The organism is Gillisella terrae, from assembly GCF_004801395.1.
GTDB lineage: Bacteria > Pseudomonadota > Alphaproteobacteria > Rhizobiales > Rhizobiaceae > Allorhizobium > Allorhizobium terrae.
Window position 1 is genome coordinate 19,157 of sequence record NZ_SSOA01000008.1, and the last position, 21,550, is coordinate 40,706.

14 protein-coding genes are annotated in these 21,550 nt (G+C 55.7%); 10 read left to right on the top strand and 4 right to left on the bottom strand.

Annotated elements, in window-relative coordinates; genetic code table 11:
- The first annotated feature begins 104 nt into the window (after nt 1-104).
- Nucleotides 105-1,199 carry a glycosyltransferase family 4 protein gene (locus E6C51_RS14455; protein WP_190236478.1) on the top strand — a complete coding sequence of 365 codons (1,095 nt, stop codon included), beginning with the start codon at nt 105-107 and terminating at the stop codon, nt 1,197-1,199.
- Nucleotides 1,192-1,932: a polysaccharide deacetylase family protein gene (locus tag E6C51_RS14460; protein WP_190236479.1), complete on the top strand. Its 741-nt coding sequence runs from the start codon at nt 1,192-1,194 to the stop codon at nt 1,930-1,932. The genes E6C51_RS14455 and E6C51_RS14460 overlap by 8 nt, the downstream gene beginning before the upstream one ends.
- Before the next feature lie 51 nt (nt 1,933-1,983).
- Here the strand turns inward: E6C51_RS14460 and E6C51_RS14465 are convergent, their stop codons facing one another.
- Nucleotides 1,984-2,976, bottom strand: a complete 993-nt coding sequence (locus tag E6C51_RS14465; RefSeq protein WP_230987333.1) for a glycosyltransferase family 32 protein — start codon at nt 2,974-2,976, stop codon at nt 1,984-1,986.
- Between the two features lie 311 nt (nt 2,977-3,287).
- Here E6C51_RS14465 and E6C51_RS14470 point away from each other — a divergent pair, with 311 nt between their 5' ends.
- The 8 genes from E6C51_RS14470 (at nt 3,288) to E6C51_RS14505 (ending at nt 14,253) form a co-directional block, all read left to right on the top strand.
- Entirely contained in the window at nt 3,288-4,364 is a 1,077-nt protein-coding gene (locus E6C51_RS14470; RefSeq protein ID WP_190236480.1) for a glycosyltransferase family 4 protein, read from the top strand.
- Nucleotides 4,365-4,485: 121 nt separating this feature from the next.
- On the top strand, nt 4,486-6,372 hold the full coding sequence (locus E6C51_RS14475) for an ABC transporter ATP-binding protein (RefSeq protein WP_190236481.1): 1,887 nt from the start codon (nt 4,486-4,488) through the stop codon (nt 6,370-6,372).
- Nucleotides 6,369-8,285, top strand: a complete 1,917-nt coding sequence (locus E6C51_RS14480) for an ABC transporter substrate-binding protein (RefSeq protein WP_190236482.1) — start codon at nt 6,369-6,371, stop codon at nt 8,283-8,285. Before E6C51_RS14475 ends, E6C51_RS14480 begins: the two co-directional genes overlap by 4 nt.
- On the top strand, nt 8,286-9,284 hold the full coding sequence (locus E6C51_RS14485; protein ID WP_146937144.1) for an ABC transporter permease: 999 nt from the start codon (nt 8,286-8,288) through the stop codon (nt 9,282-9,284).
- 11 nt (nt 9,285-9,295) lie between these two features.
- Nucleotides 9,296-10,459: an ABC transporter permease gene (locus E6C51_RS14490; RefSeq protein ID WP_407920819.1), complete on the top strand. Its 1,164-nt coding sequence runs from the start codon at nt 9,296-9,298 to the stop codon at nt 10,457-10,459.
- Nucleotides 10,460-10,630: 171 nt separating this feature from the next.
- Nucleotides 10,631-11,839: a glycosyltransferase family protein gene (locus tag E6C51_RS14495; RefSeq protein WP_146937140.1), complete on the top strand. Its 1,209-nt coding sequence runs from the start codon at nt 10,631-10,633 to the stop codon at nt 11,837-11,839.
- 6 nt (nt 11,840-11,845) lie between these two features.
- A complete protein-coding gene (locus tag E6C51_RS14500; RefSeq protein WP_190236484.1) occupies nt 11,846-13,108 on the top strand; it encodes a glycosyltransferase family 4 protein in 1,263 nt (420 codons plus the stop codon).
- The gene (locus E6C51_RS14505; RefSeq protein ID WP_190236485.1) at nt 13,105-14,253 is read left to right on the top strand and encodes a glycosyltransferase family protein; all 1,149 of its coding nucleotides are present in this window, start codon (nt 13,105-13,107) and stop codon (nt 14,251-14,253) included. The genes E6C51_RS14500 and E6C51_RS14505 overlap by 4 nt, the downstream gene beginning before the upstream one ends.
- Here E6C51_RS14505 and E6C51_RS14510 read toward each other — a convergent pair.
- The 3 genes from E6C51_RS14510 to pbpC all read right to left on the bottom strand — a co-directional run bounded on the left by E6C51_RS14510 (nt 14,238) and on the right by pbpC (nt 21,521).
- Nucleotides 14,238-15,257 carry an NAD-dependent epimerase/dehydratase family protein gene (locus E6C51_RS14510; protein ID WP_190236486.1) on the bottom strand — a complete coding sequence of 340 codons (1,020 nt, stop codon included), beginning with the start codon at nt 15,255-15,257 and terminating at the stop codon, nt 14,238-14,240. The two genes, E6C51_RS14505 and E6C51_RS14510, sit on opposite strands and share 16 nt — an antisense overlap.
- Before the next feature lie 383 nt (nt 15,258-15,640).
- Nucleotides 15,641-18,175 (bottom strand): methyl-accepting chemotaxis protein, encoded by a 2,535-nt coding sequence (locus E6C51_RS14515; RefSeq protein ID WP_190236487.1) that lies wholly within the window; start codon nt 18,173-18,175, stop codon nt 15,641-15,643.
- A 1,309-nt stretch (nt 18,176-19,484) separates the two neighbouring features.
- A complete protein-coding gene (gene pbpC, locus E6C51_RS14520; RefSeq protein ID WP_190236578.1) occupies nt 19,485-21,521 on the bottom strand; it encodes a penicillin-binding protein 1C in 2,037 nt (678 codons plus the stop codon).
- Nucleotides 21,522-21,550: the final 29 nt, after the last annotated feature.

Here is a 21,550-nt window from a genome sequence, read left to right on the forward strand (position 1 = left end):
TCAAGGGTGCAGCATGGTGGTGACGGCGGATTGATGCTCTGTGATCGGTTTGAAAAATCATCTTCGCCTCTTGCAACTGCCATCAGAGTGGGCACATTGCGCCCATGAAAATAGCGTTTTATGCACCGTTGAAATCGCCGAACCATCCTGTACCGTCCGGTGATCGCCTGATGGCACGGTTGTTGCTGCGGGCTTTGCGTCTTGCCGGGCATGAGGTGGAGATTGCCTCGGACTTGCGCAGTTTTCATGCATCTTCAGATGTGGTCCTGCCAGATTTGCAGGGCTCAGCGACATCCGAGGTAACGCGACTGACGGCCTTGTATCAGAATGAGGGCAGACCCGATATCTGGTTTTGTTATCATCCCTATTACAAGGTTCCCGATCTGATTGGCCCTCGGCTGTGCCAGCAATTTGACATGGCCTATGTGACCGCCGAGGCATCCTATTCTCATCGGCGCAATCTGGGTATATGGGCTGGTTTTCAAGCGCAATTGCTGGAGCATGTGAAAACCGCAGTCTTGAACCTGTGTTTCACCGAGCGTGATTTTCGCGGCCTTCAAGCGGTGGCACCGGATGCGCATCTGGCACGCCTTGCACCTTTCATTGATGCGGCACCCTTTGTGTCCCGTTTGCCGCAGCCACAGCCGGGCGTGCTAGCCACCGTTGCCATGATGCGCCCCGGCGACAAGATGAGCAGCTATACGGGGCTGGCACAGGCGTTGGCAAAGCTGGGCGATACGTCATGGCGCTTGCGGGTGGTTGGGGACGGGCCGTGCCGGGACGAGGTGCAGGCGTTGTTCTCGCATTTTGCACCGGAACGGATTGAATGGTTGGGCGAGCAGCCGCCCGAAAGGGTGGCGGACGTTTTATCCACCGCGTCGCTCTATGTCTGGCCCGGTCATGGCGAAGCCTATGGTCTGGCCTATCTGGAAGCGCAGGCTGCGGGATTGCCGGTGGTGGCCGAAGCGGTGGCGGGCGTGCCTGAGGTGGTGGCGTCAGGCGTGAGCGGGCTGCTCACGCCGCCGGGTGATGCTGATGCGTTTGCCGAATCTGTTGCGCAATTGCTGAACAATGGCGCTCTGCGGGATACCATGGCCGAGGCGGCGCGGGCGCGTGTGAACATGCAACATGGACTGGAGGCAGCCTCAAAGCGCCTCTCCAGCCTGTTGCAGACTGCATTGGAGATACGTCATGTCTGAAGAGAGAGTGAAGCAGCGGCTCGATGCGCTGGCAAATCAAGGCCAGCAGGTAACATTCTGGCTGCGCGACGACGACGCCATAGAGCCAACGCCAGCGCTGGAGACGCTATTGCACCTGGCCAGCCGCTATCAAATCCCTCTAACACTTGCGGTGATCCCGCAAAACACCGGCGCGGCACTGGTGGAGCGCGTGGTGCAAGAGCCTGCCCTGTGTGTGAGTGTGCATGGTTGGAGCCATGTGAATCACGCCACCCCGCCCGAGAAAAAGCAGGAACTGGGTTTGCAGCGTCCGGCAGCGATGGTCCTAAATGAACTCAAAGCCGGGTTTGACAAGCTGAGAGACCTCTATGGAGCGCATTTCCTGCCGATGCTGGTGCCGCCATGGAACCGGATTGACGCAAGATTGCTGCCAGAGCTGTCCGCCCTTGGCTTTTCGGCGCTCTCTGTGTTTGGCCGCGAGAAAGTGCCAGCACCGATGCGGCTTCTCAACACCCATGTGGATGTGATGGATTGGCGCGGTACTGGCGGTGGACGCGATGCGGATGCCCTGTTTGCCGAGATTGCCGATTGGCTGGCGGCCGATGCCGAGCCGCTCAATGCGCTTGGCCTGCTGACCCACCATCTTGTGCATGATGCTGCGGTGTGGCGTTTTCTGGAGCGCTTGTTTCAACTGACGCATAATCACCCCGGCTGCCGCTGGATGTCAGCGAGAGCCATTCTTGCCACGGCATAATTCTTTGAATCGACATCGATTTCGAGAATTTTGCAAAAATCAGGACTGATTTTACCAGGATTTCCAGCCAATCAGCAGGCCGCCATCTTCTTGCTGTGCGGTTTCGCGTGCGGCTTCCACGGCTGAAAACTCGGCTTTTCGGGGCAGATTTGCCGCCACAAACTGCGCATCGGGCACGTTAAAGCTGGTGCCGCGAAACACCACGGTCAGCAAGACGGGGCCGGTTGACCACCAGGCTGGCGCATCCGGCAGGGCTGCCATGGCCTGGGGCATCGCCTTGATGATGCGGGTAAACACCGGATGAGCGGGCGGGCTGGCCAGCAGCGAATTGGTCAAAAGCAGGCTGCCCAGCCCCAGTTGACGCGGCGTGTCTTCTGCCAATGCGGTCAGGCCGGTCAGGGGCAGGCAATCGGCAAAGCTGATATCATCGCGGGCCGGATACCAATCGCAATCGAGATAGATTCCGCCAAAGCGTTCTAAAATCAGATAGCGGGCCACATCCACAGCACCCGGATAATCACCGCGCGCCAGCATATCTTGAAAACTCGGATGTTGGTCCAGCCCTTCGATGCGCAAATCGGCCTCACGCCAGAGGCGATAGGTCAAGCCATGACGAGCGCAATGGTCGGCCCAGGCGCTTGTGGCCAGCGGCAAAGCAAGGTCGCCCAGCCAGATTTGATGCAGCACCCGCGGCACCGGCAGCCGGTTAAGGGCTGCCATGGCCCGGCGCTCACCACTGTCAAACCGGGAAAACGGCAGAAGGATCGACGGTGGCGGCACCAGACTATATTGCAGGGCGATGATTTTGCTGCGGTCTTTTTCAAGCTTGGCAAGCTTCAGATAGGCCGCATGCAGTTTGCGCGGCAGACCCAATGCCGTACGAGGGCCAAGCCCGGCATGATCCAGCATGTTGTGGTCTGAGGCCAGCTGATTAAGTCGTTCATGGGCTTCCTCAAAGGAGCCTTGCTGTGCAAGGGCGATGCTCTGCGCGATCAGTGCGCGGCTCGCTTGTCTTAGGTTGCCGTCTTTTCCTGTGTCACGCATGACCTTCGTCCTGATATTTCTGAGTCCTGTTCGCCATCCATGGCTCAAAGAGCTCCCTTTACAGCGCATGCACCACATGTGGCACATAAAGGACGCTGTAGCATGTTATATCCACTTTATACGTCCTAAAACCTTTGCCGATCTCCGGAATGAATCCGTCGGCATCAGCTTCGCTCATGTATGAAGCCTTTATAGGCTGTTTCTAACCTTGTGGAATTTTGATGACGTGAAGGGAATTGATCTGAATGCATTTTGTTTTCATGCACCCGACTGGAAACGGCTACACTCCCGCTTCACCTTTGAACAAGCCCATGGGGGGAACGGAATCGGCCGTTGTCTATCTGAGCGCGGCGCTGGCGCGGGCAGGTGCCAAGGTCACCTTGCTCAACAATCCACAGGTTGAGGCCGTTATTGATGGCGTTCATCTGGTGCCGAACGATAAAATAAAGCCGGGCCTGATTGATCGCTGCGATGCGCTGGTGGTGGTGTCCACGGCTGTTGGCAGCCGCATTCGCGCCAGTTTCGGCAATAAGGTGCCGCTTTTGCTCTGGTGTCATCTCGATACGGATCAACCCTTCATTGGGGCCTTGCGCGAGGAAAAAGAACGGCAGGCATGGAATGCCTATGTCATGGTCAGTCAATGGCAGGCCTCGAAGTTTGTCGGTCATTTCGGTCTGGAGGCTGAACGCACCCATGTGATTGGCAATGCGGTCTCGCCCGCTTTTCTGGATTTGCCGCCCACACCGGCGTGGTTTGAAGCCGGGCAGGCTCCCACGCTGTTTTATGCCAGCACCCCCTATCGCGGGCTGGATATGCTGTTGCAGTGTTTTCCTTCCATTCGCGCCCGCGTGCCAGACGTGCGCTTGAAAATTCACTCCTCCATGGGAATTTACGGCGTGGGGGCGGCGTCAGACGGTTTTCGCTATCTTTATGAGCTGGCGCGTGGTCTTGATGGTGTCGATTATGTCGGCCCGGTGTCCCAGCCGGAGCTTGCTCTGTCCCTGCAATCGGCTGCGGCCTTGGCCTATCCCACCTCGTTTGAAGAAACCTCCTGCATTACTGTGATGGAGGCGATGGCGGCGGGTGCCGATGTGCTCACCACCAACAAGGGGGCGTTGCCGGAAACTTTGCATGGTTTTGGCTATATGCTGAACTCCGAAGACCTTAAAAATGAGTTCGGCACCCAGAACATGTTGGCCAACACGTTTATCGAGATGGTCGTTCATTCCCTTACCCAAGCCCGCGAGAACCCCGTTGAGGCGGGCTTGAAGCGAAAGGCACGGATGGAATTTGTGCGTGAAAACTATCTGTGGGACCGGCGTGCGCACCAGTGGATGGCTCTTGTTGAGCAATTGTCATCCCAAAAACGCGCTGCATCGCGTCGCTGATCCGAGGGCTATGGCGGGCATTGTATGTCCTGTACAAAATGCAGCGTTTCCGTCATAGACTTCACTGATATGCTAGGTTACGGTGGCCCGAATTTATACGGTGGGGTGGGAAGATAGACGCATGGCAGAATGCGCGGATCTGCTTTATGTGGATAAAATAAATGTGTCGTTTCCAATGCCCGGCGGCAATATTGAGGCGGTTAAATCCTTCAGTATGCGTGTGCGCCCCGGCAAGGTAACAGCTTTGGTGGGGGAATCCGGTTCAGGCAAGTCTGTGTTGGGTCGCTCGATCATGGGCATAGAAAGCCCGCTGGCGAAAGTCAGTGGCCATGTTTTCTTTCACGATCCCGAGATTGCCAAGACCGTGGATCTTTTGGCATTGCCGCATGACGGACGGCAAATCCGTCATATTCGCGGCAGCCGTGTCGGCATGATTTTTCAAGAGCCGATGACCTCTTTTTCGCCGGTGCATACGATCGGCAATCAGATCGAAGAGGTCCTCACCGTCCATGCGGTTTTATCGCCCAAGGAAAGACGGGCGCGCGTGGAAGAAATGCTCGGATTGGTCGGATTTGATAACCCGTCCCGCGTGTTTGACATGTATCCCTTTGAGCTGTCCGGCGGTATGCGTCAGCGCGCCATGATTGCCATGGCGCTGATTTGCAAGCCTGCCCTGCTGATTGCCGATGAGCCAACCACGGCGCTGGATGTGACCATTCAGGCCCAGATTCTCAAGCTTTTGATGGAGCTTCAGGAAAAGCTGGGCATGGCGATTTTGCTCATCACCCATGATCTTGGCGTGGTGGCTAGTCTGGCCGATGACGTGGTGGTGATCTACCGCGGTGAGGTGATGGAATCCGGCCCGGTTGAGGCGATTTTTCAAAATCCGCAACATCCCTATACCAAGGGCCTGATGGCCGCCGTGCCGCATTTTGACATGGATCGCGGCGAGCGCCTAAAGCCCTTGCGCGAGATCAAGGTTGACACAGCCGGTCTGATTGAGCGGCGTAGCACCCACCACAGCAGTTCCGATGTGCTATTGTCGGTGCGCAATGTCAGCAAGTCCTTTCAGACCAAGAATTCGAACGGGTTTTTCTCCAAGGCTTCGGCGGCAACCATTGCCGTCAATGATGTCTCTTTCGATATCATGCGCGGCGAAACGTTGGGGCTGGTGGGAGAAAGCGGCTGCGGCAAAACCACACTCAGCAAAATCTTGATGCGGGGCGTGAGCGCTGATCAGGGCTCGGTGCATTTTGATGATGGCAACGGCTCTATCGACGTGTTGAACGCCCAAGGCGCCGCCTTGCAGGCGCTTCGCACCAAGATCCAGATGGTGTTTCAAGACCCGGTGTCGTCACTGTCTCCGCGCATGACGGTGCGCGGCATTGTCGGAGAGCCCTTGGAAATTCACGGCCGTGGCAATCGTGCGTCGCGTCTGGATGTGGTGCGGCGGCTTATTCACTCGATCGGCCTGCCTGAATCGGCGCTGGGTCGTTATCCACACAGCTTTTCCGGTGGGCAGCGCCAGCGTATCGGTATTGCACGCGCACTCGCGCTGGGGCCTGATCTGGTGATCTGTGATGAGCCGGTGTCGGCGCTGGATGTGTCGGTGCAGGCGCAAATTCTCAATCTGATGAAGGATTTGAAAGCAGAACTGGGCCTGACCTATCTGTTCATCTCCCACAATCTGGCGGTGATCAATTATATGGCCGATCGGGTGGCCGTGATGTATGCGGGCCGCATTGTTGAGATTGCTCCGTGTGAGACCATCATGCGCAATCCGGTGCATCCCTATACCAAAAAACTATTGGCTGCCGTCCCCATGCCCAATCTCGATCACCCGCTGGATTTTGATCTGATTGGTCAGCCCTCAAAAGCGGCCAAGAAGCTCTGGGCCAAACAGTTTCATGATGGCGGGGATCCGCACAGTCTAACCCATGTGGATTTGGGGAATGGCCATCTGGTGCTGGCTCGGCGCAATGTGGATGCAAGGGAGTTACGCGCGTGATTACTCGGCGTCAAACCCTGGCTCTGCTCTCGGCCACTCTGCTGGCGCGGCCTGCCTTCAGCTTTGCTGCGCAAGATGTGGCGCGCGAGCCGGACAGTTTGAAAGAAGCGGTGGCGGCTGGCAAGCTGCCCCCCATGCAGGAGCGCTTGCCCAAGGTGCCGCGGGTTATTCCGCTGAGCGGTCCGGAGTTGTCGATTGGCCGTTATGGTGGCGATGTGCGCATGCTGATCGGCGGCCAGCGTGACATTCGCTACATCCCCATCATCAGCTATAGCCGCCTGATCGGCTATGATCTGCACTTCAACTTTCAGCCCGATATTCTGGAGCGGTTTGAGGTTGTTGAAGAGCGCATCTTCACCTTCCATTTGCGAAAAGGGCATCGCTGGTCGGATGGCAGCCCCTTCACCGCTGAGGATTTCCGCTATACTTGGGAGGATATGTTCCACGACAAGGAACTCTATGTCGGTGGCATTCCCACGGTGTTTCGCATCAATGACAAAGAGCCGGTGTTCGAGGTTCTTGACGAGGTTACGGTCCGCTATACGTGGGATGACCCCAATCCTGATTTTCTGGCCGAGCTGGCGTCGCCGGTTGCAACGCGCCTGATGATGCCATCAGCCTATCTCAAGCAATTCCATCGCAAATATCAAAAGCCGGAAAAACTGGCGAAGATGGTCGAGAAGAAAGGCTTGCAGGACTGGGTGGCGCTGCACCAGAAAATGTCACGCACGGTGCGGCCTGAAAATCCTGACCTGCCGACCCTCGATGCGTGGATGAACACCACCAAGCCGCCAGCGGGTCAATTTGTCTTTGTGCGCAATCCCTATTACCACCGGGTAGACGAAAACGGTTTGCAGCTGCCCTATCTGGACCGCATGGTGCTGGGGGTTGGCTCTGGTGATCTGGTGGCGGCCAAAACCGGCACAGGCGAGAGCGATCTGCAATTTACCAATCTGGATTTTACCGATTACACCTTTTTGAAAAGTGCCGAGAAGCGCTTTCCCATCAAGGTTGATCTTTGGAAGCGCACCCAAGGCTCGCGCATTGCCTTGATGCCCAATCTCAACTGCAAAGACCCGGTGTGGAATGCGCTGTTGCGCGATGTGCGGGTGCGGCGCGCCATGTCGCTGGCCATCAACCGCGATGAGGTCAATAAGGCGGTGTTTTTTGGCCTGGCCCAGCCAAGCGCCAATACGATTTTGCCAGAAAGCCCTCTTTTTAAACCTGAATATCGCGATGCTTACGCAAATTATGATGTCGATACCGCCAATGCGCTGTTGCAGGAGGCGGGCATTGTGCGCGAGGGCAAGCATGGAGTGCGAACCCTGCCGGACGGACGACCGGCGACATTGATTATCGAGACAACCGGCGACAGCGGCTTTGATTCCGATGTGCTCGAGCTGGTCACCGATCAATGGTACAAGATTGGCATTCGGGTGTTTGTGCATGTGGCCCACCGTGAGCTGTTTCGCCGCCGCATCACGGGTGGGGAAACGGTGATGTCGGTGTGGATGGGCTTGGACAATGGCATTCCGACGGCAGACATGTCGCCGCGTGAGCTGGCCCCGACCAGTGACGAGCAGTTGCAATGGCCGCTGTGGGGCCTGCACACCTTGTCCGGCGGCGGCGATGGCCGTCCTGCCAATCTGAAAGAAGCCAAGGCGCTGCTGGATCTGTTTTATGAATGGCGCCGCTCTGACACATTGGAAGAGCGCACCGCCATCTGGCATCAGATGTTGAGCCTCTATACCAGTCAGGTTTTCACCATCGGCATTGTCAATGGTGGTTTGCAGCCGGTGGTGCGGGCAAAAAAGCTGCGCAATCTTCCAGATAAGGGGCTCTATGGCTTTGATCCCACATCCTATCTCGGTGTCTATATGCCAGATACCTTCTGGTATGATGAGGAGGTGTAGATGATACGCTATATTCTCTGGCGCATTGCCGTGATGATCCCGACGCTGTTCATGATTTCGGTTTTGGTGTTCACCATTATCGAGCTGCCCCCTGGCGACTATTTTGAAAGCTATATCGAGGAAATGCGCGCGATTGGCGAAAAAGCCGATATGCAGCAGATTGATGAATTGCGCGCCCGCTATGGCTTTAACGAATCCGAGCCAGTGCGCTATTTTCATTGGATCACCGGCTTCGTTCAGGGTGATTTTGGCTATTCGTTTGAATATCGCCTGCCGGTGTCGGAAGTGGTGGGGGATCGGCTTTGGTTGACCATTCTGGTGTCCATGGTCACCATTATCATGACCTGGCTGATTGCCTTTCCGATTGGCATTTACTCGGCCACCCATCAATATAGCTGGGGCGATTACGGCCTGACATTTATGGGCCTGATTGGCATTGCCGTGCCCAATTTCATTCTGGCGCTCATTCTGATGTATTTTGCCAATATCTGGTTTGGCACCTCTATCGGCCATTTGATGGATCAGCAGTATCTCGGCCAGCCGATGAGCTGGGCCAAGGCCAAATCCATTCTGGAACATCTGTGGATTCCGGTGGTGATCATTGGCACGGCGGGCACGGCGGGCATGGTGCGCCGCGTGCGCGCCAATCTGCTGGACGAGCTGAACAAGCAATATGTGATGACCGCGCGCGCCAAAGGTCTGCATCCCTTCAAGGTTTTGATCAAATATCCGCTGCGGCTGTCTTTGAACTTCTTCATCTCCGACATTGGCTCGGTGCTGCCCACCATCATCTCCGGTGCCGAAATTACCGCCGTTGTGCTGTCATTGGAAACCACCGGACCGATGCTGATCCGCGCCTTGCAAAATCAGGACATGTATCTGGCGGGCTCGTTTTTGATGTTTCTGGCGGTGCTGACCGTGATCGGCGTGTTGGTCTCTGATATTGCGCTTGCCTTTCTGGACCCGCGCATCCGGCTTCAGGGCGGGAGAACGAAATGAGCGAGAGCGGTATGACATCTTCACCCACCGCGAACCATTATGTTTCCACGGCTCCGTTTGACCCTTATGCGGCGGAGCTTGGCGGAGCGGCGGAAGGCTCGGTCTTCAATCATGCCTCGCAGCTGAAATTGACCTGGTGGCGGTTCAAGCGACATAAGCCAGCACTTTTTGCCGGCATTTTGTTGCTGTTTGCCTATGCCATGATTGTCATTGTCGAGTTTCTGGCTCCCTATAATGTCCATACCCGCGATGTAGATCGCATTTATGCGCCACCGCAATCGGTGCATCTGTTTCATGATGGCTCCTTTGTTGGCCCCTTTGTGTATGGGCGCACCATGACGCTGGATATGGACACGTTGCGCCGCGTGTATACCGATGACAAAAATCGGGTCGAAAAACTGCGGTTTTTCTGCGCTGGCGACAGCTATCGCTTCTGGGGCATGGTTGATGCGAATGTTCATCTGGTCTGCCCGGCAGAGGGCGGCAGCCTGTTTATTCTGGGCACAGATCGCTTGGGTCGTGATGTGCTGTCGCGCATCCTTTATGGCGCGCGCATTTCGCTGACCATCGGCCTTCTGGGGGTGATGACCAGCTTTGTGCTCGGCATTGTCATTGGTGGTCTTGCAGGCTATTGGGGCGGCTGGTTTGATCTGATCGTCCAGCGCATTATTGAAGTGCTGCATTCCATTCCCAGCATCCCGCTTTGGCTGGCTCTGGCTGCGATTATGCCGGCGGATTGGTCACCGCTGGTGGTCTATCTGGGCATCACCTTCATTCTCGGCCTGCTGGATTGGACAGGATTGGCGCGGGCTGTGCGCTCCAAACTGTTGGCCTTGCGCGAGGAAGATTACGTGCTGGCCGCCCAGATGATGGGGGCTGGCAGCTCGCGCATCATTGGTCGCCATCTTATTCCCGGATTTATGTCCCATCTGATTGCCAGCGCCACTTTGACCATTCCCGGCATGATTTTGGGTGAAACCACCTTAAGCTTCCTAGGCTTGGGCCTGCGCCCGCCCATCACCAGCTGGGGCGTGTTGTTGACAGAGGCACGCTCTGTCAATGTGATCGCCCTTTATCCATGGCTGTTGTTTCCGGTGGTTCCAGTGATTGTGATTATCCTCGCCTTTAATTTTCTGGGGGATGGTTTAAGAGATGCCGCAGATCCATACAAATGACCAAAATCGCAATCTGGTCGTATAGGGTATGGAACACGGTTTGCCATACAACGTTAAATCGGCTGTATCACATCGCTTTGTCTGCGCTTTTGTCAAAAGCCCGATACAGTCATAAGGATATGTCGCATTGTCGGGTGCTCTAAACTCCGGTGCTCAGGAGATATTGTTTACATGTTGAAACGCCTTAGCAACGCGCGCATCTTGATGTACAGCCACGACACATTTGGTCTTGGCCATTTGCGACGCTGTCGCACCATTGCCCATTCGCTGGTCGAAGACTATCGCGGTGTGCAGGTTCTGATTATTTCGGGCGCAACCATTGCGGGTGCATTTGATTATCGTGCTCGGGTTGATTTTGTCAAGATTCCCAGCGTGATCAAGCTTCACAATGGCGAATATACATCGATGGATCGCCACATCGATCTGCATGAAACGCTGAAAATGCGTCAATCCATCATTCGTCACACGGCTGAGAGTTTCGAGCCGGATATGTTTATCATCGACAAGGAGCCGCTTGGCCTGCGCGGTGAGGTGGAAGACACGCTGGTTTACCTGAAAACCAAGGGCACGCGGCTGGTACTCGGCCTGCGCGACGTCATGGATGCGCCGCATCTTCTCGAGGCGGAATGGAAGCGCAATGATGTGCTGACCAAGATTGCCAGGCTCTATGATGATGTCTGGGTCTATGGTCCACCAGATTTTTATGACCCGCTGACCGGCATTGATGTGCCGCAGGCCCTGCGCGACAAGATGCAATTTGTCGGCTTTTTGCAGCGCAATGCGTTGACGGGCTCCCGTTCCGAGCATGCACCGGAGGGGGATTACCTGCTGGTTACCACCGGCGGTGGCGGTGATGGTGCCGATCTTGTGCGCGATGTGATTGCGGCCTATCAGGCCGATCCGACACTGGATCACAATGCGCTCGTGGTGCTTGGCCCCTATATGCCGGGCGAGATGCGGCAGAAATTCATGGAGGCGGCTGCAAGCCTGCCGAAACTCAAGATCATCGATTTTGACAATCGAATGGAAGATCTTATCTCGGGGGCCAAGGCCATTGTGGCCATGGGCGGCTATAATACCTATTGCGAAATTCTCTCCTTTGATAAACCAGCCTTGATTGTGCCGCGCACCGAGCCACGGCAAGAGCAGCTGATCCGGGCAACGCGGGCCGCTGAGCTTGGGCTGGTCAGCATGGTCTCTGCTGATGATTCCAGCAACAGCCTGGCCTTTGCACAGGCCATCAAGGATGTGATCAAGCGCGATCCGCCATCGGTCAACGCGCCGGGCATGCACCTTGAAGGCTTGCCGACGATTTCGCGTCTGGTGGCGGAAAGCATCGAAAATGGCGCAAAAAGCCACCTCTCGGTGGTGCAAGGATAAGTGAACGTGCAGTCTCCCCGGAAAATCACCGTTTTGCTCAAGGGCTATCCGCGCCTGTCCGAAACATTTATTGCGCAAGAACTGCTGGGTTTGGAAAAAGCGGGCTTTGAGCTGGAGCTGGTGGCCATGCGCCGCCCGACCGATAAAAAGCGTCATCCGGTGCATGATGAAATTCGCGCGCCCGTGCATTATCTGCCGGAATATCTGCATGAAGAGCCGTTGCGTGTTCTGAAAGCCTTGGTCAAGACCTGCCGCCTGCCGGGCTTTGGCACAATGCTCAAACAATTCTGCAAGGATCTGCCGCGGGATTTTTCGCGCAATCGCTTTCGGCGTCTGGGGCAGGCTATGGTGCTGGTGGCCGAATGGCCGGGCAAGGCCGAATGGTTGCACGCCCATTTCATCCACACACCGGCCTCTGTTGCTTTCTATGCCAGCCTGCTCGGCGGTTTGCGGTGGAGCGTTTCGGCTCATGCCAAGGATATCTGGACGTCAAAAGATTGGGATCTTGCCGATAAGCTCGCCCATGTGGATTGGGCCGTGACCTGCACTCGTGCCGGTTATGATCAGCTCAGCGCCTTGGCAAAAGACCGCCGGGCAGGCGACCGCAAGGTTGTGCATTTGAGCTATCACGGGCTGGACCTTCAGCGCTTTCCGCATTTCGATGGCCCGCGCTCAATGCGCGACGGATCGGACCCGCAAAATCCCGTGCGGCTGCTCTCGGTGGGGCGAGCCGTGAAAAAGAAGGGTTATGACGTGCTTTTGCGCGCTTTGGCCAGCTTGCCAGATGACATGGCATGGACCTTTACCCATATTGGCGGCGGTGATGAGCTTGCTCCCTTGAAGGCGCTGGCCAGCCAGCTTGGCATTGCCGATCGCATTACATGGAAAGGGGCAATGGATCAGCGCGATGTGCTGGCCCATTACCGCGACAGTGATGTGTTTGCGCTCGCCTGCCGCATCACCGCCGATGGCGACCGCGATGGCCTGCCCAATGTGCTGGTGGAGGCGGCAAGTCAGGGCTTGATGGCGGTTTCCACCACGGTGTCGGGCATATCGGAGCTGTTTGTGGATGGTGAGAATGGTCTTTTGGTCGCCCCTGATGACCCAACGGTTTTGGCCAATGCCTTGCAGCGGGCCATCTCCGATCCCGCCTTGCGCATAGGTTTGGGCCGCGCCGCCGAAGAGAAGGTGCGCCGGGATTTTGACTATCAAAACAGTATTCGCGATCTCACCACCTTGTTCAATATGAGCGCAAGGCAGAGCCGATGAGCAATTCCAAACGCCGCGTTTTATTTTACGTCCAGCATTTGTTGGGCATTGGCCATCTGGCACGCGCCAGCCGCATTGCCGATGCGGTGGTTGAAGCAGGCTTTGCGGTCACGCTGGTGACGGGCGGCACACCGGTCAAAGGCTTTCCGGGGGCAGGGGTGAACCATGTGCAATTGCCAACGGTGTTGGCGGCCACCGGCTTTTCCGGCCTCGTAGACAGTGAGGGTGTGCCGGTTGACGCTGCCTTTGAGCAAAAACGCACCGCAGTTTTGCTGGAAACCTTTCACACCGTTCAGCCCGATGTGGTGATCATCGAAGCCTTTCCCTTTGGTCGAAGACAGGTGCGGTTTGAACTTTTGCCTTTGCTGGACACGATCAAAGCGACAACGCCCAAGCCTCTGCTGTTGAGCTCGGTGCGCGATATTTTGCAAGAAAACCGAAAACCCGGACGTGATCAGGAAACCGCCGATCTGGTGCTCTCTCATTTTGATGGTGTGCTGGTGCATGGTGATCCCAATTTTGTGAAGCTGGAAGAGACGTTTCCTTTGGCCGCAAGCATCCGGGACAGGATTTACTACACTGGTCTGGTGGCGGCACCAAAGCCAGCACCCACCGATGATCAGTTTGATATTGTTGTCTCTGCGGGTGGCGGTGCCGTGGGGGCGGCGCTGATTGACGCTGCACTGGAAGCGCAAGCGATTTTGGGTGAAGACGACCGCTGGTGCCTGATCACCGGGCCAAATCTGCCGCAGGCGGATTATGATCGCTTTTCAGCAATGGCCCCGGATGCGGTAACACTCTATCGTTTTCGGCCCGATTTTCCGGCCCTTTTGCCGGGGGCAAAACTCTCCATTTCGCAAGCCGGTTACAACACCGTTTGTGATCTGTTGCGGGCAAAATGCCCAGCGCTTCTGGTGCCCTTTGCTGCCGGTGGCGAAACCGAGCAAACGGTGCGCGCCCAAAAGCTTGAAGCGCTTGGACTGGCCAAGGTGATTTTGGAAGACGGCATCAAGGGTGCCGCTATGGCAGAGGCGATCACCGCTGCCAAAGCCTTGCAATTTCCCGAAAACCTCACCGTGTCCCTCAATGGTGCCAGTGAGACGGCACGGCTGATCACCGAGCTGCTGGATCAAAGACCCAGCTGAGCATGATGCTCACGATACCATTCGACCGTGGCTCTTACCCCTTGCTCAAGGGTGATCATCGGCTTTTGGCCAGTGAGCGCCACCAAAAGATCGGGGCTGGCAAAGGTGCGGGGCACATCGCCCTGCTGCATGGGCAGCATCACGCGCTTGGCGGTCTGACCCATGATGGCTTCCAGCGTTTCAATGAAATCCATCAGCGCCACGGGCTGGCCCCCGCCAATGTTGATGACGCGAAACGGCGCGTTATGCGAGAGGGTATCCAGGCCTTCCGGTGCGCGCACGCGATTGTCTTCTGATGGCGCAATAGCAGAGAGGCGGATAATGCTGTCGATCAGATCATCAATATAGGTGAAATCTCGGCTCATCTTGCCTTCACCGTAAATCTCAATGGCTTCATCGGCCAGCATGGCTTTCATGAACTTGAACAGGGCCATATCCGGGCGGCCCCATGGACCGTAAACGGTGAAAAAGCGAAAAGCGGTGGTCGGCACTTTATAGAGATGGGCATAGCTATGGGCCATCAACTCCATGCCCTTTTTGCTGGCCGCATAAAAGGTCATCGGCTCGTCGGCGCGGTCCATTTCGCGAAACGGCACTTGTGGGTTGGCACCATAGATCGACGAGGTCGAGGCCAGCATCAAATGGCCGATTTGCAATTGCCGGGCAATTTCAACAATGTTCCACGAGCCAATCAGGTTGGAATCCAGATAGGCTTTGGGATTTTCAAGGCTGTAGCGCACGCCTGCTTGCGCCGCCAGATGAATGATGACATCGGGCTTGGCCGCATCGACGGCTTTTTCCAAGGCTGCCCGATCTTCCAGCATGGCGGTGACGCCGGTGAAATTGGGAAATTGCGCAAGTCCGGCATTGCGGGCTTCTTTCAGACGCAGGTTATAATAGGCCGTCATGCCATCATAGCCGGTCACGGTATGCCCGTCTTGCAGAAGACGACGGGCCAGATGAAAGCCAATGAAACCTGCGGTGCCAGTGATAAAATAGCGCACGATCAAAACCATATTGCTGGGGCGTAAAGCCCGGAATGACAGACTGCCGACGGCTGCATAGTGCAGTGTGACCTGATTGCCTGCTGCATAATTCCTTAAATCGGAATCGATTCAAGGAATTATGCAGCACATTAAAAATGTTACAGCGTCCTTCCTGCGCCATATATGGCGCATGTCGCTGTTGTGGCTGACGTTTAACAAAGGGTTGGGCCATCAAGTCAAGCGATTGGTGGAGAAAAGCGACAGGCTTTCGCTCTTTCTTTTTTCGCATGTAGATTATTGTTTTATCGAGGACAATAAAACGCGACATGCTTTATTGATGAAAATAAAAAACCGGCGCAATTTTGCGCCGGTTCCGTATTTCGCTGTGATGCTGTCGTCGTTCACGCCGCGTGGGCGGTCGTTGCACGGTGGGTTTGCTCGCTCCCCAGTTTGAACTGGTTGATCAAGGCCATCAGTGAATCGGCCTCGTCCGCCAATTGCCGGGTCGCGGCATTGGTTTCTTCCACCATGGCGGCATTGCGCTGGGTCATCTGGTCCATGCCATTGACGGCGGAGTTGACCTCGCCAAGAGCGGTGGATTGGTCGCGACTCGCCACGGCAATGGCTTCGACCCTTTCAGAAACAGTGACGATTTTGGTGGAGATTTCCGACAGCACCACGCCTGTACGCTGCACCAGTTCGGCGCCTGATGCGACTTCCGTGCTTGAGGCCGTGATCAATCCCTTGATCTGCTGGGCGGCACCAGCAGAGCGCTGGGCCAGTTCGCGCACTTCCTGTGCCACCACGGCAAAGCCGCGACCAGCCTCGCCAGCGCGTGCGGCTTCAATGCCCGCGTTCAAGGCCAGAAGATTGGTCTGAAAGGCAATTTCATCGATGACATCGATAATCTGCACAATCTGACCAGAAGCGGTTTCGATCCGCCCCATTGCGTCGATAGCGCTGGCGACAACATTGGAGGAGGTGTCGGCGGCACTCTTGGTTTCAGCCACAATGGTATTGGCTTCGTGGGCCTGTTCTGCCGAAAGCTTTACTGTTGTGGTGATTTCTTCCACGGCGGCTGCGGTCTGCTCCAGCGATGCGGCCTGCTGTTCGGTTCGTTTGGCCAGTTCATCCGCGGCAGCACTCATTTCACCGGCATTGCGCTGAATGGAATAGGTGTTGGAGCGGATCTGGCGCATGGTGTTTTGCAGATGCTCCAGAGAGGTGTTGAAGTCGGTCCGCAGTTGCTCAAGGCGACCGGTGAAAGGCGTATCAATGGTCGAAGAAATGTCTCCTTGCGCAAGGCGTCCAAGTCCAGAGGCCAGCGCATTGACAGCAAACTCAATCTGCCTATCCGTCTCCTGCTTTTCGAGATCGCGCAATTTGCGCTGCTCTTCCGCCTGACCGCGTTCTGCTTCGCTGCGATGTTCGATTTCAATTTTTGACAGCGCATTTTGCTTGAACACGCCAAGGGCGCGGGCCATTTCACCAATTTCGTCAACGCGGGTTTCTCCGCTGATCTTGGTTTCCAGCATACCATCGGCAAGGCGGCGCATGGCGGCGGTAATCTGCCCGATCGGGCCTTTGAAGGTTATCACAAGCCCGATGCCCGCAAAAATCGAGATGATAATTCCCAGCGTCATCGCGCCAATGGAGATGGAATTGACATCGCGGCGCTCTGCGTTGGCGTTGTTTTTCTGCACCTGCGCAAAGGCGGTCAATTGCTCCCAGATTTTATCGAGGTCATCATTGGCCTTGCCAAAACTCTTCTGACGCTCGCTGCGGATTTTGACCAGATCAGGGCTTGCGTTTTCCATCAGGTCGATGGCGTTGCTCACCTGTGTCTGTAGGGCTTCAAAAAAGTCGAGGGAGCCTGCGCTTCCTGCCAGCGTGGAGATATTGCTGCGGACGCCAATAAACTCGTCCTGGAGGTGCCTGAGGTTTTCTTCGGTCGGAGCGAGCATGAAGCTCGCGGCCATGATTTGGGTGGAATAGATGGAATTGACCAGATGACGTCCATCTTCCTGCACGGATTGCGCCAGAGACAGGGGCTGATCCAACTCACCAAACCGCTTTGTGGCGTCCTTCATTTTCTGCTGGGCGGCAAGACCGAGATAGGCGGACAATTGCACGAAATTGCGCAGCTTGGTTGCCATGGCATCGGCGGCTTCCGGTGATTTGTCGGTTGCTTTCACCATCTCATCCAACTGGACCAAAATAGTGCCGATGGTTTTTGCTGCCGACTTGTTTTTTTCCGGCAAGGCCATTTCCAGAAGATTGCGACGAAGGTTCATCTCTTTGAGATTTTTGGCAATCAGAGCAAATTTTTCTTCCGGGGTCGCAAGTTTGCCGAAACTGCGGTTGATATCGCCCAAAAATGTGCTTGTTTGTTCAATGGTGTCGGCATCGCGCAAAAGCTGCTTTGCGGCCCTGTCATCGCGCTGAATCGAGCTGGAGATGTCGCGCATGTGGTCGCTCAGGGTGGTTTGTGCCTGTACGATTTCACTGATGCCCTTTTTCATCTCCTCCGTCAGGCCCTCTTCCTTCTGGTGCAAAGACCAAAGCGTGCCAATCTGCGCCGAGACGCCATCGACCATGGTGATGGCCTGTTGCAGTTGATCGCGTCCTTCGGCGTCATCTGCCAATTGTTGCTGAGTTGTTTTCAGCATCTCCTGGGTTTTTGACAAATTGCCTGAAACAGCATCACGGGTTTGCACGGAGGCTTTGCCCAGAAATTTATCCATGGAGGCCGAGACATCGCGAAAGCCGCTCAGCGATTGCAGCACGCTGTTGGAAATCTCCATACGGCCTTGAAGCAGGCCGGATGCGTAAAGGCCCGTAAAGCCGACGGCGCTGATGCTGAGAACAAAAGGCAGAATAAAGATCAGGACTTTGGTCTGGATACGGAAACGTGACAACAATCGATCAACAAACATCGCTTCTAGGCCCCTCCAAAAGCCACGGCACCAAAGCCGAAATACCATTATGCCGGATCATTGCCTGATCACGACACGTTTTGAAAACCACCACGTTGCTACCTCACCCTTCAATCAATGCCTGAGCAAACCGCTTTATCGCAATAATCGAAAGGCTTGAGTGGTCTTCAACAGGTATCCTGATTACAGCGCCGTGCGCCATTTATGGCGCATAAAGGTTCGCTGTAACACTTTAAATCTACTGCATAATTCCTCAAATCGATTCCGATTTAAGGAATTATGCAGTAATCTACCGCGGCACCCATTTGGTAAAACAGGCTAAATACGGTAACGCTCCCATTTCGCTGCATGATGTCTTGAACCCACATGGTTTCGAGACCTTATGCAGCCATCAGTCCGCGGAACAATCATTGTGCCCGGCGCTGCTGCTTGGCTTACATCATTGCCACACTAAAATTTAGGGTATTTATATTAAGATAGGTTTAAATCCCTTGCGGTTCAGGGCATCTCACAGGATGGCAAGTTTTTGCTTACGCTTGCCTGGCCATGAAGCACTGTAAATTTTACAGCGCCTCTCACTCTATATGGCCGATATATGGCGCACAAAGGCTCAAAGTAACGCATTTAATCTGCTGCATAATTTTCACCTTAAACCGATTCTGATTTAAAGAATTATGCAGCAGGTTCGGCTGGTTCTATCTGAACCTGAGAGACCCTAAATCCCGTGGTCATGAATGGTATTTACTGCGAGCGGCTTTCGCTCTTTCTTTTTTCGCATGGACGTTCTCGTTTTACTGAGGACAATAGAACCCGATACGCTTTATACAAAGGCTCGAACATGCGAGAGCATCCTCGCCTTGAAGACATTGCAAATATCTCAAATGCATCAGACGCTTGAGATGTTTGCAAAAGGAATACCAAAAGTCATTTTCAATGACTTTTGGTATTAGAGTTTGTCAGGGAAAAGTGGAATCCGGTTTTCCCGAATAGACAAACGAAAACAAGGGAATCTAGAGTCTGTCAGGTTCAATCTCATAGTACACGACGCAAAGGCCTTTATGTGCCGTTTACCCCCCTCTGGCTTGCCAGCCATCTCCCCCACAAGGAGGGAGATCGGATAGGCGCTCCCGCTCGTTTTTAACAATGAACCTGTGATCTCCGACACATAGGACGTATGCTGTTGAGCAATAGGGCTGCTTTTGTCGATCTCCCTCCTTGTGGGGGAGATGCCCGGCAGGGCAGAGGGGGGTGAGCTATACGGTAAAACGTGTGCGTCGTGTACTCTGGTTCAATTTGAACCTGACAGACTCTAGCGCACGAAAACGCCTACGCTTGCGGTTCGGCCCAAAGCATCAATCACTGTCAAGGTCGAATAGCCGCTGCCCTTTGGCATCCAATTGGTGTTGCGGGTGCGCACAAGATCCGGCAGGGGCTGGCCATTGGCAAGCCAGCGGAAGGGCGCACGGCCTGCCTGCAATTTTAGCGCCAATGGCAAGGCCTGTCCGTCCTGATCTTTGCCCAGCTCCACATGGGAGCCTTCGGGCGGATAGACAATCACCGGGGCTTTTTCGCCAGCCCGCAGGCTGACCAATCCGTTGTTTTCTCTTGAAAACCGTTTCAGCCCGGCAGGCAAATCGGACTGTCTGGGGCGTTGGGTGCCGGAAAGTGCGGCGGGCAATGCGGCGTGTGCAATGCCGGACCTTGCGAAGGCCTGAAACAAAATGGGCGCGGCGGTGCCATAGCCGCTGAGGCCGGGAATGGCGCTGTTATCGGGCCTTCCGACCCACACGCCAATCACGGTGCGGCCGTCATAGCCAATCGACCAGCCATCACGATAACCATAACTGGTGCCGGTTTTATAGGCGATACGCTCTCTGGGGCTGCCAAGTGGTGGTGCGACGCCTGCGAGAATATCGGTGATGCTGGATGCGGCAGCCTTATCAAGCAATGGCTCTGGTTCAGGCGTATTGACACGCGAGGGCGTGCAGTTTCTCAGGCGTATGCTGCTGCCGTTGCGCGCCAGTGCGGTGTAGAGTGCCATCAGGTCTTTCAGCGTCGTGCCAGCCCCGCCAAGCGCCAGCGCCAGCCCCGGCGTTTCCTGCGACGGCAACTGGATTTTAATATTGGCTTTGCGCATCCGCGACAGCATCTGCGATGGACCAACCGCATTGAGCAGACGCACAGCGGGGACATTGAGCGACAGTTGCAACGCCTGCCGCACCGTGACATCGCCTTGATAGGTCATGTCAAAGTTTTTGGGTCGGTAGCCGTAGAAATCAGCAGGCCGATCTTCGATCATGGTTTCTTGGGCAATCATTCCCTGCTCAAACGCCAAGCCATAGATCAGCGGCTTGAGAGTGGAACCGGGGGAGCGTTCAGAATTTGTCATATCAATCCAGCCGGAGCGGCTGGCATCGAGATAATTGGCTGAACCGACATGGGCCAGAATCTCGCCGGTCTGGCTATCGGCCACCATGATAGCCACCGACACTTTCGGCGGAAGCCGCTGGGCCGCCTCTTGCGCCACGGTTTCCATGGCGACTTGAACGCTTTTGCGCAAAGTGGTGGGATAGAGATAGCTCTCTGGCCGCTTCCGCCGCTTTTCTTCCGCCAGATTGGCGGCCAGCAAGGGCAGTTCCAGACGGCGTCTCGGCAGGTGTGCGGCGCTTGCCTGTGTCCGATCAACGATGGAGACAATGCCTGCCGTTTCCATGCGCGCCAAGACGCGTTCACGGGCGTGAAGGGCGTTGTCGGCATAGCGGTCAGGCCTGCGGCGCTCCGGCAATTGGGGCAAGGCCACCAAAAGAGCGGCCTCGGCGGGTGTCAGATGTTTTGGCTCTTTGTTGAAATAGGCAAGGCTTGCCGCCCGCACCCCTTCCAGATTGCCGCCATAAGGCGCGTGGGTGAGGTAAAGATCAAGAATTTCTGCCTTGCTCAAGCGGCGTTCAATTTGCACAGCCCGCGCCATTTGCAGCAATTTCTGCGAAAAAGAGCGGGCTTTTCGCGGCTCGATCAGCCGTGCCACCTGCATGGAAAGGGTCGAAGCACCCGACACGATCCGGCCATGGCGGATCAATTGATAGGCCGCCCGCCCAATCGCCCAGGGATCGAGGCCCGAATGCTGATAGAAACGATGATCCTCATAGGCAATCACCATGCGGATCAACAGTGGATCGACATCGCTTGCTGTGGTTTTCAGCCGCCAGCGGCCTTCCGGCGTGGTGAAGGCGCGCAGCAATTGCCCATCGCGATCCTGCATCTCTGCCGAGTTCGCACCAATGCTGTCCAGCGGCGGAGGAAAGGCGCGATCAAGCCAGTTGAGCGCCAACCAGCTTGCTCCAGTCATCACCAGAACAACCAGTCCAACGACACCTA